Genomic DNA, 13,181 nt, shown 5'->3' with positions numbered 1-13,181 from the left:
CGGTGTTTAATTCCCCCGACATACCCAGACAAGGAACACACATGGACCAAAGCCTCGAAGTGATAGAGCGCACGCTGCAGGCGAGCATCAAGGAACAACGCGCCGCACGCCGCTGGAAAAACTTCTTCCGGCTGACCACGCTCGTCATCGTGGTGACAGCCGTTGCTGTCGGCGGGAACACGGATCTGGAAGGCATCGACGGGGATACACCACTCACGGCCAAGGTGAAGGTGCGTGGCGTCATCGCTGATGGAAAGGAAGCCAGCGCGGAAAACATCAAGCGCGGGCTGACGCGAGCGTTCGAGCACGAGAATACGAAGGGCGTAATCCTGGAGATCAACAGCCCTGGCGGCAGCCCGGTGCAAGCCGGCCAGGTCTACGATGAGATTGTGCGGCTGCGTGCACTGCACCCGGACATCAAGGTCTACGCGGTGATCACCGACCTGGGCGCCTCAGGGGGGTACTACATCGCGAGCGCTGCCGATCAGGTGTTCGCCGACAAAGCCAGCCTAGTCGGCTCCATCGGTGTGACGGCCGCCAGCTTCGGCTATGTCGAGCTGATGCAGAAGCTGGGCGTCGAGCGGCGTGTCTACACCTCCGGCGAGCACAAAGCATTTCTGGACCAGTTCCAGCCGCAGAATGAAAAGGAAACCAAGTTCTGGGAAGGCGTGTTGCAGGCAACGCACAAGCAGTTCATAGCGGCGGTCGAAGCCGGTCGCGGCGAGCGACTGAAGGATAGTGCTGATGCCGAGCTGTTCAGCGGCTTGGTGTGGACAGGAGAGCAGGCCGTGGGCCTTGGTCTAATCGACCGACTGGGTGACTCCGATTACGTGGCCCGCGAGGTAGTAGGCGTAGAGCGGATCGTTGACTTCAGCAGCAAGCAGAACGTGGTGGACAGGTTCGCCAACAAGCTCGGCACGGCAGTGGCCAACCAGCTGTCGCTGAACCTGGGCTTTGGCGGCATGGTCCTTCGGTAGCCTGACGGGCGCTACACCTTCAAAAAAAAGGCCCGCTTACATGCGGGCCTTTTCGTTTCTGCGATTCCTTACGCGGATCGCTTGAGCTGGTCCCTGAGCTGGGATGGCACGTTGCGGATCGTAAGCGTATCCGCACTCTCGTCGTACTCGATCTTCGAGCCCAGCAGGTGCGATTCGAAGCTGATCGACAAACCTTCGGCGCGGCCGGTAAAGCGACGGAACTGGTTGATGGTTCGCTTATCCGCTGGGATCTCGGGTGACAGTCCATAGTCCTTGTTGCGGATGTGCTCGTAGAACGCTTTCGGTCGATCTTCGTCGAGATGGCCGGAGAGTTCTTCAAGCGACACCGGCTCACCCAGGTTGCTCTGGGCGCTGGCATAGCCAATCAGCGTGGTCACCTTCTCGCGAGCCTGCTCCTCGGACAAGTCCTCGCTCTCCACGTAATCGCTGAACGCCTTGAGCAGCGTGCGGGTTTCGCTGGGGCCGTCTATTCCCTCCTGACATCCAATGAAGTCGCGGAAGTAGTCCGAAACCTTCCGGCCGTTCTTACCCTTGATGAAGGAGATGTACTGCCGGGACTGCTTGTTGTTCTGCCACTCGGAGAGGTTGATACGTGCAGCCAGGTGCAGTTGGCCAAGGTCCAGATGCCGGGCAGGCGTCACGTCCAGCGCATCGGTCACGGTCAAACCCTCGCTGTGGTGCAGCAGCGCGATGGCCAGGTAATCGGTCATGCCCTGCTGGTAGTGGGCAAACAGCACATGCCCCCCGGTGGACAGGTTGGATTCTTCCATCAGCTTCTGCAGATGCTCGACGGCCTGGTGGCTGAAAGCGGTGAAGTCGGTGGTGCCGTCCAGGTACTGACTCAGCCAGCCGCTGAACGGGTAGGCGCCGGATGGCTCATGGAACAGACCCCAGCCCTTGCCGGCCTTGGCGTTGTACCCGTGGTTGAGATCCGCCAGCAGATTCTCCGTTGCCTGGGAAACGGGCAATTCCGTGTCACGGGGATGAAGAACTGCCGGCGTTCCGTCCGGTTTCTTGTCGATCTGGTGGACGATGATGTGATTGATTGGCATGGATGATCCCTTGTCGTGGTGGTGTTTTTCTTCTGGTGCTGGCGGGTTGGCCTGCGTCGGTCAGCGCTGCCTGGTGCCGAACATCGACCGCAAAAGGCTTCCCAACCAGGAAAAGAGGCCCAGCTGAACGCGCGCCATTCGGCACCAGACTCCATCGACCTGAGTGGTTAAGCTGCCGTCATCATGCAGGCGCACCAGAAATGAGGTGCCGGAACGGCAGCTGGCACAAACTCCGACAGCCTCAACGGTGTAGCAGCGGAGGGCCTGGCGGATGACGGCACCGCGCATGAACCCGCTCGGGATGTCCTCACCGCACCCCGCGCAGCGGCCCTCGAAGTCCTGCCACGTTTGGCCGTTCTCGAACTCGACCGGCATCTGGCTGGCGATAGTGGGCATTTCGATCAGCTCGATGTCGCGCGGGCGCAGCGGGAGGCGTTGGCTCATGTCAGTTCCTTGGTCGGCGTAGCCACGGCCGGATGTGCCGGGATCGCGTGAGGCATGAAATGCGAGACGGTATCCTCGTCTGCAAATTTGCCGAGGTTGTAAGGGTCAACTGCGGCGAAATCCAACACCTGGGAGCCGTCATCGTCCGTCCAGATCTGGAACCAGACCAGGGCGACGAATTGTTCATGCTCGCCTGCGTGGACGCCAACCGGCCTCCCGTCATCGCTGGCGCACACATCCCATACCGGCCGGGTGCCTGCGACCCAGTACAGGCCCGATTCGGGCGGCGCGTTGTAGTCGAACGCCTGCCAGGCCGGCGCCGGGCTGAAGCACTGTTGGCGCTGATTCCAGCGGATATCGGCATCGCCCATGCCAGGTTCTGATTGCGTCACTCGCGCCGCGCAGCCGGTGCATGCCACGACATTGGAGTTGATCCGGTCAGTTTCCTTGGCGGGGCTCCCGCAGAAAGGGCAGGGCTTGAGTGGCTTCAATGCATTACGGCCTCTCATTTGGCACCGCCTAGAGCGCACACAACCGCGCGGCGGCAGGCCTGCATAGCAGCCAGATTTTCGAAGCTCAGCGTGAGGGCGAATTTTCCGCTACCGGAATTAGAGGTGATGGCAAATGCGTTCTGCAGCGTCTCGACCAGCCCGAGCTGCTGAGGCTGAATTACGGAAAGGGCAGCGCGGCCCTTCTGCAGGCACTCGCGCATCTCGGAAGAGAGATCGCCCAACTCGCGCTCGCGCTCTTCGGCCAGCGCTACGAACGCAGCAAGCGCCTCGGCCAGCGCGGACGTAGAGAAGGCCTCGGTGTAAATCGCAACCAGTCCGTTGCCGGGTTCTTTGCTGAGCGAGGCTGCGCAGCCGGCAACATTGTTCGGTGCCAGCCGCTCAAGATCGGAGGCTCGCAGATATGCAGTCGGGGTTTTGGCGAGCGGTGCGGCCGGAGCGCAGGCAAGCATGGCTCGGTACTGTGCCGTGAGTTCTTCGCAGGCACTCGCATGCCCTACGGCAAGCGGCACATCACCGTTGAAGCCGAGCGCGGCGATCATCTCAATCGTCGGGTTTACCGGAACAGACTGCCAGTCGGCCGGCGACGTAGAGCGCAACTGCTGCTCAACATGCGCCGAGCGCGGGTCCATGCCGCCATCGGCAACGATGTCGCTGTATTTCGCTGGTGCTGGTGCGCCGCCCTTGCTCGAATCACTCATGACAACCTCCTGTGAATTTGAGTTCAGGCTATCGACAAGCCGGCAGATCCCAAGCTCGGTGCCGGCAGCGAGACTAGAACCCCAGCGAGAGCTGCCCAGTTGCTGGGGCAGATATGGCCGCACACGGCACCTGAGCAGCTTGCCCGGTGAGCTTGGCGATCAGCGCATCAGGATCGTTGAGGATGTCGCGCAGCCCGTGGCGGTGGAGTTGATTGCCGATCCGCAGCATCCGGTCCCAGGACGAATGTCCGCCCTTCTTGAACGACACGGTGCCGAAGCGGGCCAGGTAGTGCACAACATCCGAGGGATAAACATCGGCGTGCGGGCCGTAGTATTCCAGGGCGTGATCCAGCTCGAAGTCGAAGAACATTTCCGCTCCCTCGGCATCGATGTCGAACTCGTTGGTTTCGGTCACATGGGTGTAGTAGACGCCGCCTTTCTTCACGACCGACTCAGCGTTGGCCACGCTTGCAATGGCCGACCGCAGACCCTGGTAGATCCCGTAAAATTGCTCGTCCACGAATGGCACCTCGACTTCACGGGTGACATCCAGATCCTTTCGCTCGTAGACCTTGTACTCATGCGGGATGCGGTAGCGCTTGCCGTTCTCGACAATCTGGCGATACTCGCTCAGCGCTGTGAATGGCCGCTGGTAGGCGTAGCGCCCCCAGTAGAGGTCGATAGTGAGAATTTCCTTCATGCCCAGCAGCTGGAAACGCGGCGGTTCACCGGCTGCCCACGCGCGGTCAGCCTCATCGGCATCGATACTCAGCGCATAGCGCAGCAGCTCAAGGCATAGCTCGGGTGAGTAGGCATTCGCAGCGATTTTTATCGTCCCGGTTTCGTCATTGATCGACCGGGCCAACCAGTTGCGGCCCTGTGGGTCGTAGTGGCGCGCCTGCAGGTAGTTGCGGAAATCGCTCAGCGGCTTCATCCAGCTGTGCTTGCCGGTTTCCTCGGCGAGCATGTTTTCCATGCTGCGGTCAGTACCGACACGCAGGCAGATCCAGCAGCCATGACGCGCGCCGCAGCCGGTCTTGCGCTCGACGCCGCTGTCACGGATGAAGACGTTGACCATGCAGTCGCCGCCCGCATCGCGGTAAACCTCCGTCAGGGCCTGGAAGTCGCTGTAGGTGTCGATCTGGCCGCTGGTGACCTTGCCCAGGAAGGTGAAGATGTCCAGGGTCGTGAAGTCGGCCACGGGGCTCAGCACCCACTCAGGCTTCTTGTTCGGGCCAGCAGTATTGACCGGCACGATGGCGCTCTCGCCACGGGCTTCCATATTGCGCTCGCGCACCGCGGATTCGTCCCGCCGCGTGCCGATCAGCACGACGACATCATCATCACGGTACGCGTTACCCATCTGGTGTTTCAGCACGGCTTTGATCTGTCGCTTGGTACGGTCCAGTGGCGATTTCTTCATCTGTTGCTGGCACTTAGCGCTATTGCCCGGCATAGACGCCACGGTGCGTCCGCCGATGATCGACACAAGCCAGTTTTCAGTCAGGTTGGGCTTGCACACCCAGATCCTCACCGGAAGGTTCTTGCTCGCGGCATAATCCTTGAGCGAGCGGATCTCGCCTTTGCTGTAGGCCAGCACCGCAGGGTTTTCGACCAGGGTGTCACTGGTCATGACATGGAATTCGGGAACTTCGTAGCCCGCGTTCTGCAGCCGCTCCATTGCCATCAGGGTCAGGGCGACCATAACGCTACTGTCCTTCCCGAACGAACATGCCCCGATCAGGCGCTTGCCGGCGCGAATGTTGGCCTCGATGACAGCTACCGCATCCGCCACTTTCTCGTCGAAGGTGCGCTCAACGATAGGGCTTGCTACCGGGATGGGGTCTTGGAAAAGAGTGGCGTCGATCAGCTGCATGAGGGATTCCGTATGCCTGGGGCTGGCTTAAGCGATAACCCCACACTACGGCCGGTCGCCAAATACCCAAGCTCGCACCCTCCGGCTAGCGTCCAAGGGCCACGCAAAGCCCACCAACGCTGGAAACCCACGCGGAAATTCTCCGCTTGAATCGAACCGGGCACCTACAGGCCACGACCGCAGCGCCGGAAATTGAACTCCGCAGCCGCACAAGAAAATACCTCTGGGATACAGGCGCTCGATCAAGATCACAGGGAAAATCAGACACTTACGATTTCGAAGTTCGCGCAGGGAAACAGCTGGCCGGTAATCCAGTCCGCTTTCTCTGGAAGGGAAGAACATGACGACTGCCATTAGCCCATTGCCGAGCAGAGGAGGGGCGGCAATCACATAGAACCGGGCGCTTGGGTTTGTTGAGACGGATGAGATGCTTCAACCGTCAAGCAACGAAAGGAGCCACCGATGTTCACCATCAACGCACGCACACTCGACGGACGCTGGAAGCCCGAACTCGGCGCACTGCAGGGTAGATCGTGCAAGCATCACTATCACGAGTGGGGCAGTGAGCATCAGAATGAGGTCAAGTGCATGTTCGTCCTGGGCTGCGATGACTGTTCCGAGACGCTGGCCATCCTCAGCGCCGACCGCGTGGCCGGCCTGCTGAATGCGGCCCGTACACCAGCCACCTCCGTTGAGTAGGAAACCATCCGATGACCAGTAAACGACCTGATTACGAGGCGCTGGACGCCCTTGGCTACCCCTACAAGCGCGAGGCGTGCGTGGTTGGTGAACTGCCCTTGGCCGAACGTCGCCCTGCGCTCGACGCAGCGATTGCCTCTGTCAGTAAATCGTTGGGCTTGCCAGAGCTTAAATCGCTGAGTTATGGACTCCCGGTATTTGCGGCCTTCGGTCTGAATCGTCGCGAAGCGGGCCGACATGAGAAGGCCAATTTGCTGCTGACTCAGGGCGCAGATTTGAGCCTGGATTTCGTCCCGGCATATACCTCTGCAAGCATCTAGGAAATCAGGAGCACACGGCATGACAGACAAAACAGCAGCAGAGGACGCGCTCTACCCGGTGTGGTTCGTTGAAGAGCGTCAGCTTAATGGTGATTGGCTCGCTATTGATCGAGCGGATGACCAGGACGAGGCTGAAAGGAAATTGAGCCACTTCGAAAACAATCTTCCGGGCACGTACCGCCTTCAACGTTCGGACTGGTAGGAAACCGCCAAATGGCTAACGATCTGGCATACATCGCAGTAACGTCCTCCGGCTATGTCGAGGGGGCTTGCCTCATCAGCGCCGAGGACAGTCAGGCTTGGGTCAATGAAATGGAATGCGTCGGCATGGCAATCCAGCAAGTACCTATGGCCGAGGCCAAGAAGATGCTTTTTACCCAAGCTCCACAAGCCACTCTTGAGGCATAGGAAATCGGACATGGCCACGCTGACCTTGGCCCTCAAGGGTGAGTACTTCGACGCGATCAAGGCAGGCAACAAGCCAGAGGAATTCCGGCTGCGGACGCCGTACTGGCGCAAGCGTCTGGAGGGCCGTATTTATGACCGCATTGAACTGACGAAGGGCTACCCAGCACGCGCCGATGAAACGCGCCGGCTGTCTCTGCCCTGGAAAGGATACCGCGTGACTACTATCACGCATCCACACTTCGGCGCAGAGCCGGTCGAGGTGTTCGCAATCAACGTAAAGCTGTAGGAAAACTACCGCCGATCATCAGCCCGCTGCGTGCGGGCTTTGGCAGTACCAGGGCGCGTTTTTCGCGTCCGCGAAATCGAGATTAGGTATGAGCGATCAGACAAAACACTTGGCGGGAATTCTCATTTTCACCGGCCAGGTAGCAACCGCCATCCGCATGTACACCGCATACAACCAAAGCGGCAGCGATCTGGAAGAATTCGCACCTGAAGACGTTATGTTCCTCTCGGATACGTTAATCAGCTTTGAATTCATGGGCGAATACCTTGCTGCTGGTAATGTCTCGAAGGTCATCAGCTACTGCGACAGCATTGCTCAGTCCCTGAAAACATACATAGGCAAACCGGCGTTTGTGCGCAATCCAACGGTGAATTTGCAGGCCGCGATTAATCACCTTGCGGCGCTGAAATCGACGTTTACCGAACAGCTCGCCAGTTGAGGGAAAACGCCATGTCACCAGCAAAGCCTGAGCAGCAGCACCAAGAAGCGGCTAAGCAGTTCTTAGCGAATAATCTAAGCGCCCTGTGCCAAGAACTGTATGCCTGGAAATGTCGGCAGGAGCTGCCGCCAGGTGGCTTCTTTCATAGGCTCACCGTCCTCTGCGATGTGTATGTGGTCAGTGACGATGAATACGGAGCTGCCCGTGAAGCAGAAATGCTCATTGAACAGGCTGCTTTGCTCTATGGTGCTGGCTCGCACTCATCCCCAGAAGAAACCCATGAACAACTGCGGCGCGGGCTGTATATCAGCCTTGGTCCAGTACCACCAAGGGGACTTTAGGAAAACCATTACCAGTCAGCAGGTCGGGCTTCGATTAGCGTGTAGCGGCAATTGGCCGTTCCAACCGAACCGAGTAGGTAGACAAAGCATGGAAATGAAATTCCGCACCACATCCGGCGCAATCGTCAATGCCAACCCTTTGGCTGATTCCCCCGGCCCCGTGAGCCTTCCTGATCCGGGTGCTGAGCGTGGCGTAGGCCAGGTGGAGCCCGCGCATCTTCTGCGCAAGCAGATCGAGCGCGTGATTCGTGAATATGGTGCTGATCCAACGGAAGCCGCACTAGCCGTCTGCGTCGTCCTCGATGGGAAACTGGGGCTGGCTGAGGATGGCTACTTCGACGATGACGAAACCGTGCTTAACGCGATACTGGCCAAAGACCAGGCCGACGACTGAACTGTCCATCTAACCGCGTCGCCGAACAGCGCTTCTGCGAACCGACGCCCATCTGTGCGAGCGAGTCGGGATTACCGGCGCTCCACTACATAAAGCGCCTGAGCTGAAGCCACTTGGTTAGCCAGTCGCGCCGTCAGTTTGGGCCTCGGCCAGCAGGGCGCGCACGCGGGCAATTTCCTCTGCGCTATGAGGCGTTCCACCTGCGTTCAAGGCGAGGTACTGCGACAGCAGATCCGCACGCTTGGTGAAGCCGTGAATGGCCACCTTCATGCACATCCGCTTCGGGGAAAATTGGGTACCGGCTAGCTCGTTTGCAGTGAATCCGAACGGTTTGACATTGCCTTTGACGAACTCGGTAACAGCGGTGTAGCGCTGCAGGCCATCGACGCACTGCAGGCCAACCGGCAGATCCGACTCAGGATCAGGATCACCCCATTCCGAGCAATTGAACTGGATCAGAAATGCGCTGGTGGGGACTACAGCGCGGAGGCAGTTTTCAATGAAGTGGCGCTGCTGCTCGGCGGACCAAACATGGCCCCGCTGGAAATCCGGGCAAAGGTCTAGTCCACCATAATCTATGGCGAGTCTGGCCAATGAGCGCTCCAGGTCAAACCAGCGATAGTCGGCCTGCCACTTGGCCGCGTGCAGAGGCTGAATGATGCTGAGCAGGTGCTGCTCAAAGTCGGTAATTACACGAGACATGGTTCTTCCTGCGGATATTCCAGGCAAAGCGGGGAGCTTGAATTATGTCGAGATCGACCGATTCAGTCTTGTTCACAGAAGGAATCATAGGCCGACCCGACAGCATGCAAGAGGTGCCCCTTCGCCATCAGATCATCAACACGCAGCTTCAGCGCATCAGCCATCTGTTGCGCCGTCACATCCTCGCCGTCTTCACACCTGGAGCCGGAGACGCTGAAGGCGATGGTGTAAGCGTGATTGTAAGTGCGGGCTGCCTGAGTCATTACATGATTACCTGAGCTGTTTGGACTGAACTCAGATTCGCATGAAGCGCCGCTAACCCAAGCCCGAAAGAGGCCGGGCCAGCTTCGCAGTGGCCGCAGATGCTGCCCGGCAGAGCGGACTATCGGGCGCTTCGGATCAGGGAGACGGTCAGATGGGCCGCGCCGTTGTCGTGGTGAAATACTTCTGCGGGCCTGTGCCCGCCCAGCTGCTCGCTCGGAGTAGCAAGCCACTGATCAGCAGCTTCGGCATTGCCGAGAACCGCCTGCGCCAAAGCCAACACGAAAGCCAGCTCGAAGGCGACATAGCTTTCCTTCTGGCCCAAGCAGGCCCCCTTCGGGCGGATCTGGCGTGCATACGCAGCCAGGGGCCGACTGGCTGACAACTGATCGATCACCGACGCCGGCAGACCGTCGCCTACTGCGCGCAACACCTCCCTTTCAGGGATAGCCACCGAAAGGCCCGCAATGTCTTCGAGCCGCTTTCTGTAAGTGCGGTATGTCTGTGCATCAAATGCGATATCGAGCATGGTAAGGCGTCCCATCCAGAGAGATAACTTTCACTGGTATCGACAGCCTTGCGCTCATCCGAAACAATTTCTTCAATGATCCGATAAGCGGCGAGCCTGCCTAGAACCGAGCAGGCGAGGGGGTCAAGAGATGGCCGCTCATATGCCACTATCAGCTGGGCCTTCCACTGAAGGCCAGAATACGCCGGATTAGGAGGCAAGCCTTGGCCAGCTGCCACTCGGGCAGCACGGTATGCACATTGCCATTCAGCTCTGGTACCACTGTAGCGCCCCAGGCTGGGTTTTCGTGGGAAGCACATGATGACACCCTCAGCAGCACGCAAATTTGCGAAGGGAGCCTTCGAGGGTCCCGGTCCAGATTGCCCCGGATTTCATGCCTTCTCCGTGATAGACATTGAACTGCTGGCCCACACGAATACCGTTGGGCACGCATGCACGATGCACAGTCGGGTGGCCTTCGATATCGAAATCCTGGTACCCGTGCTTGTCGCACACCAGGCGCACGCTGAGCAGCTGAAGGGAAGAATCGTTGCAGCGAGCCTTGTGCAGCAGCGCGCGGGCCTGCTCGGCAATCAGCGCACGTTCGGCCTTGGCCGCCTCGGTGCGCGTGGCGTAGGTGAAATCGCCGGGCGCTCCCGGCTCGTCGCGGCGCGGGTCGGACACGATCCGCCACATGCCGTCTGCATAGTTGCGACTGACGCAGCCGCAACCACCTTCCGGCCACACGATGTTCCTGACGTACCATCCGCCCTTACGCCACGCACTGAACATCGGCACCCAGTCGTCATCTTCGGCCAACGCTTCGGTGAAGTTGAAGACTCCGCAGCGGATAACTCGTGCCGAGTCCGGGGCAAACAGAATGCTGAACTCAAGCAGACTGGATCGCCCGTTACACTCGGTCTGGACAAAGCGCACGAGTTTGGCTCCGTCTTCTCGCCACGGCTCGACGGCAGTAATGAGGTAGCCAAAGTCTGTTGAGCAATACTGCGTTTCAGCAGCCGCCAAGCGGGCGGATTGAACAGTGATATCACTGATGGTCATGTCGTAGTCCTGGGGAAGCGGGGGGAGATGGCTTCAGGCTACGGCCAGGCCCGCAGAACCCAAGCTGCTAGGGCCGCTTCAAGCTTAAATGCCGGCGTATTTTCTTCGGGCCAGCCATGTCCCATGTGGCCTTGGTACCGCCATCTGCCGGCTCAGCGCCTTCCCCGAAGGTGAATGCCAGCACATGCGTGCACTGCTCGGCTACGAGCCGGTTGCGTGCGAACATCGCTGCATAGCCTTTGCACTCGGCCTGGTAGGTGCATTGCGCGCCACCGAGGATCGCTTCCTGGATGTCGGCTAGCGTGTCTCGCCGGATCGCCTGGCTGAATTGCCTGTGGTAATGGTTTGCTGCACCGCCGCTGGTGCCATTGCCACCGGAAAAACTCGCCTCGAATGGCGCAGGAAGATGCAGTGTCAGGCTGGCGGATAAGCCCTCATTGAAGGCCCAGACTGCTGCATGATCGGCCCACGCAGCACCGCCAGAAACGAGATGGTCGCCGGGTCGCACATAGAACCTGACCGCACGGCAAATGAACTCCCAGTGGGAAATATCCATTGGGAATTGCTTATCGCGCCCTGCGGTGCCGATGACCGCGATCACCCGTTGCATGCCGGCGTGGTGTTCGCTCATTCCACAACGAACAGCGGGCCGGTGGGCGACTCCGTGCGTGTGAGCGTCACATCGTTCTCCAGGCGCAGCAGGATCTTGTCGCCCACTTTGAACAGCGAGAAGGCCATAGCATCATCGTCGAACGATACATGCACACAGGGAACCTCATCAGTTCCGGTCGCGGGGTTGGTGTTGACCTCGGCCACGACAGAAATCATGTCATCCAAGACGCCATCCATAGCGCCAACGGTTAGGTAAACCTGACCATTTACGCCTCGCTGGTCCTCGATGTCGATCTGATGCGTAGCCGGCTTGGCCTCACCCTCGCCGTAGGCTTGCCAGTGCTTGACCTGAACCGACTTGAGCGGGTGCATGGCAGCAAACTCCCAGACGCCGGGCTGCCCGTGGACCGCAGCGCCACGGACGAAGCGCACATCGAGGCTGCTGTACTCGGCCAGCAACTCTTCATCGGTCCCGTAGACGAGTCCGACAATCTTGTATCCATCCCTGGCTTGCTCGGGGGCGGTACCGAATTCGCAGATGACTGCCATGCTCGTATCCTCGCGGTGTGCTGGTTTAGATAGCCTCAGCTTCGCACGATGGCCCTAGAACCCAAGCCGCAGCCCCATGCACAAGAAAGGGGCCGAAGCCCCCATGTGCGTAGCGAATGAAAGTGTCGCCTATACCGGATATCCACCATTCTCGGCCCGGCGAACTGCGCTCTGCTCACGCTCCCAGGCGAAGTTGTCCTGTTCTTCTTCCCAAGAAGCCATTGCGGCGTCGTAGTCCGGCTGGAGCCGCGCCACCTCGGCGGTGAAGGCGTCATCCGCGATCTGATCCCATTCGCTGGCCCCTTCATCGTTGAGGGTGTCGCGCACGTTGTCGCGATAGTCCGCGACTTGACCTTGGTCCACGCCGATGCGTGCGGAGCGGATTGCAAAGTCGATTGCTTGCTTGCGGTCCATCATGCTGCCCCTGGTCCGGTGGATTAACGCCCGGCAAACCGAGCTGATGAACCTAATCTTCCCGCCGACCATTTGAATCCCAAGTGAGGATGTGCAGAACGAAAGATTGATCTTGCAGGACACGCGGCCGCTGCTGGTCGGCAGGTAGTGATGCCCCTATGCTGGCACTGGCGGCGTGGATTTCCTGCGCTGCCTGTTCACAAGCGAGGTAATGGCATGAAGAAAGAAGAGCTGTACGATCAGTTCGCAGCCAAGGCGGTCGATGCTGCGGCGCGAACGGCGTTCGAGATCGGCCTACAGCGTGGGCACGAGCAGGGATTTCAGGAAGGCTTTGAAGCCGGCACGCTGGTTGGGTTCGTGGCAGGGCTTGAGTCCGTGAAGGGTGCGATCTCAGACGGCACGCGCAATGGCTCCTCCGAATGCGCCCGCGTTCTGGAGAGTTACAAGCGGCTGGGTGTAACTGGCGACGATGAAGAGTGACAAAAAAGTGCCGGTGTCAATTCTTTCGCGCAAATCAAGAAGGACTTGAAACCGTATATGGGACAGTAGGTTAGCTCCTTTCGGGGCCGCTTAGAAGAAGAGCGGCGTTGTCGGCTAGGAGCGACA

Annotated in this window: 22 protein-coding genes; 10 read left to right on the top strand and 12 right to left on the bottom strand. The window is 59.4% G+C overall.

The genetic code is table 11. From position 1 onward, the window contains the following. The first annotated feature begins 41 nt into the window (after positions 1 to 41). Positions 42 to 977, top strand: a complete 936-nt coding sequence (locus G7020_RS21565) for a S49 family peptidase (protein ID WP_019407022.1) — start codon at positions 42 to 44, stop codon at positions 975 to 977. Between the two features lie 68 nt (positions 978 to 1,045). Here G7020_RS21565 and yejK read toward each other — a convergent pair whose 3' ends face one another. The 5 genes from yejK to G7020_RS21540 all read right to left on the bottom strand — a co-directional run bounded on the left by yejK (position 1,046) and on the right by G7020_RS21540 (position 5,580). After that, positions 1,046 to 2,050, bottom strand: a complete 1,005-nt coding sequence (yejK, locus tag G7020_RS21560; protein WP_019407023.1) for a nucleoid-associated protein YejK — start codon at positions 2,048 to 2,050, stop codon at positions 1,046 to 1,048. Positions 2,051 to 2,110: 60 nt separating this feature from the next. Continuing rightward, positions 2,111 to 2,494 carry a hypothetical protein gene (locus tag G7020_RS21555; protein WP_019407024.1) on the bottom strand — a complete coding sequence of 128 codons (384 nt, stop codon included), beginning with the start codon at positions 2,492 to 2,494 and terminating at the stop codon, positions 2,111 to 2,113. Continuing rightward, positions 2,491 to 3,003: a Lar family restriction alleviation protein gene (locus tag G7020_RS21550; RefSeq protein WP_157786441.1), complete on the bottom strand. Its 513-nt coding sequence runs from the start codon at positions 3,001 to 3,003 to the stop codon at positions 2,491 to 2,493. The genes G7020_RS21555 and G7020_RS21550 overlap by 4 nt, the downstream gene beginning before the upstream one ends. After that, positions 3,000 to 3,704 (bottom strand): hypothetical protein, encoded by a 705-nt coding sequence (locus G7020_RS21545; RefSeq protein WP_019407026.1) that lies wholly within the window; start codon positions 3,702 to 3,704, stop codon positions 3,000 to 3,002. Before G7020_RS21545 ends, G7020_RS21550 begins: the two co-directional genes overlap by 4 nt. Before the next feature lie 73 nt (positions 3,705 to 3,777). Next, positions 3,778 to 5,580, bottom strand: coding sequence for a phosphoadenosine phosphosulfate reductase family protein (locus G7020_RS21540; protein WP_181086999.1), 1,803 nt, complete (start codon positions 5,578 to 5,580; stop codon positions 3,778 to 3,780). A gap of 462 nt (positions 5,581 to 6,042) precedes the next feature. Here G7020_RS21540 and G7020_RS21535 point away from each other — a divergent pair, with 462 nt between their 5' ends. The 8 genes from G7020_RS21535 to G7020_RS21500 all read left to right on the top strand — a co-directional run bounded on the left by G7020_RS21535 (position 6,043) and on the right by G7020_RS21500 (position 8,467). Next, positions 6,043 to 6,279, top strand: a complete 237-nt coding sequence (locus G7020_RS21535; RefSeq protein WP_019406402.1) for a hypothetical protein — start codon at positions 6,043 to 6,045, stop codon at positions 6,277 to 6,279. Between the two features lie 11 nt (positions 6,280 to 6,290). Next, the gene (locus G7020_RS21530; protein WP_019406403.1) at positions 6,291 to 6,599 is read left to right on the top strand and encodes a hypothetical protein; all 309 of its coding nucleotides are present in this window, start codon (positions 6,291 to 6,293) and stop codon (positions 6,597 to 6,599) included. Positions 6,600 to 6,618: 19 nt separating this feature from the next. Beyond that, the gene (locus tag G7020_RS21525) at positions 6,619 to 6,801 is read left to right on the top strand and encodes a hypothetical protein (protein WP_019406404.1); all 183 of its coding nucleotides are present in this window, start codon (positions 6,619 to 6,621) and stop codon (positions 6,799 to 6,801) included. 11 nt (positions 6,802 to 6,812) lie between these two features. After that, a complete protein-coding gene (locus G7020_RS21520; RefSeq protein WP_019406405.1) occupies positions 6,813 to 7,007 on the top strand; it encodes a hypothetical protein in 195 nt (64 codons plus the stop codon). A gap of 10 nt (positions 7,008 to 7,017) precedes the next feature. Beyond that, complete coding sequence (locus tag G7020_RS21515) at positions 7,018 to 7,293, top strand: hypothetical protein (protein WP_019406406.1); 276 nt, start codon at positions 7,018 to 7,020, stop codon at positions 7,291 to 7,293. Between the two features lie 88 nt (positions 7,294 to 7,381). After that, entirely contained in the window at positions 7,382 to 7,732 is a 351-nt protein-coding gene (locus G7020_RS21510) for a hypothetical protein (protein ID WP_019406407.1), read from the top strand. 11 nt (positions 7,733 to 7,743) lie between these two features. Further along, complete coding sequence (locus G7020_RS21505; RefSeq protein WP_125869313.1) at positions 7,744 to 8,073, top strand: hypothetical protein; 330 nt, start codon at positions 7,744 to 7,746, stop codon at positions 8,071 to 8,073. A gap of 88 nt (positions 8,074 to 8,161) precedes the next feature. Continuing rightward, entirely contained in the window at positions 8,162 to 8,467 is a 306-nt protein-coding gene (locus G7020_RS21500) for a hypothetical protein (RefSeq protein WP_100218732.1), read from the top strand. A gap of 117 nt (positions 8,468 to 8,584) precedes the next feature. Here the strand turns inward: G7020_RS21500 and G7020_RS21495 are convergent, their stop codons facing one another. The 7 genes from G7020_RS21495 to G7020_RS21465 form a co-directional block, all read right to left on the bottom strand. Continuing rightward, positions 8,585 to 9,169 carry a DUF262 domain-containing protein gene (locus G7020_RS21495; RefSeq protein WP_019406409.1) on the bottom strand — a complete coding sequence of 195 codons (585 nt, stop codon included), beginning with the start codon at positions 9,167 to 9,169 and terminating at the stop codon, positions 8,585 to 8,587. Between the two features lie 62 nt (positions 9,170 to 9,231). Beyond that, positions 9,232 to 9,432, bottom strand: a complete 201-nt coding sequence (locus G7020_RS21490) for a hypothetical protein (protein WP_019406410.1) — start codon at positions 9,430 to 9,432, stop codon at positions 9,232 to 9,234. 119 nt (positions 9,433 to 9,551) lie between these two features. Then, positions 9,552 to 9,959, bottom strand: a complete 408-nt coding sequence (locus G7020_RS21485; RefSeq protein ID WP_019406411.1) for an antitoxin Xre/MbcA/ParS toxin-binding domain-containing protein — start codon at positions 9,957 to 9,959, stop codon at positions 9,552 to 9,554. Positions 9,960 to 10,268: 309 nt separating this feature from the next. Further along, positions 10,269 to 11,000 (bottom strand): hypothetical protein, encoded by a 732-nt coding sequence (locus G7020_RS21480; protein WP_157786427.1) that lies wholly within the window; start codon positions 10,998 to 11,000, stop codon positions 10,269 to 10,271. A gap of 67 nt (positions 11,001 to 11,067) precedes the next feature. Beyond that, on the bottom strand, positions 11,068 to 11,631 hold the full coding sequence (locus tag G7020_RS21475; RefSeq protein ID WP_095460736.1) for a hypothetical protein: 564 nt from the start codon (positions 11,629 to 11,631) through the stop codon (positions 11,068 to 11,070). Continuing rightward, positions 11,628 to 12,161 (bottom strand): hypothetical protein, encoded by a 534-nt coding sequence (locus tag G7020_RS21470; RefSeq protein WP_019406414.1) that lies wholly within the window; start codon positions 12,159 to 12,161, stop codon positions 11,628 to 11,630. The genes G7020_RS21475 and G7020_RS21470 overlap by 4 nt, the downstream gene beginning before the upstream one ends. Positions 12,162 to 12,290: 129 nt before the next feature. Then, a complete protein-coding gene (locus G7020_RS21465; RefSeq protein ID WP_019406415.1) occupies positions 12,291 to 12,578 on the bottom strand; it encodes a hypothetical protein in 288 nt (95 codons plus the stop codon). Positions 12,579 to 12,791: 213 nt separating this feature from the next. Between G7020_RS21465 and G7020_RS21460 the strand changes: the two genes are divergently transcribed. Continuing rightward, a complete protein-coding gene (locus G7020_RS21460; RefSeq protein ID WP_019406416.1) occupies positions 12,792 to 13,055 on the top strand; it encodes a hypothetical protein in 264 nt (87 codons plus the stop codon). Positions 13,056 to 13,181 lie beyond the last annotated feature (126 nt).

The organism is Stutzerimonas stutzeri, assembly GCF_013522825.1.
In the GTDB taxonomy this organism is placed as follows: Bacteria; Pseudomonadota; Gammaproteobacteria; order Pseudomonadales; family Pseudomonadaceae; genus Stutzerimonas; species Stutzerimonas stutzeri_AK.
Note: the sequence above shows the minus strand (reverse complement) of the source record. Positions and strands in the feature narration are given on the sequence as shown.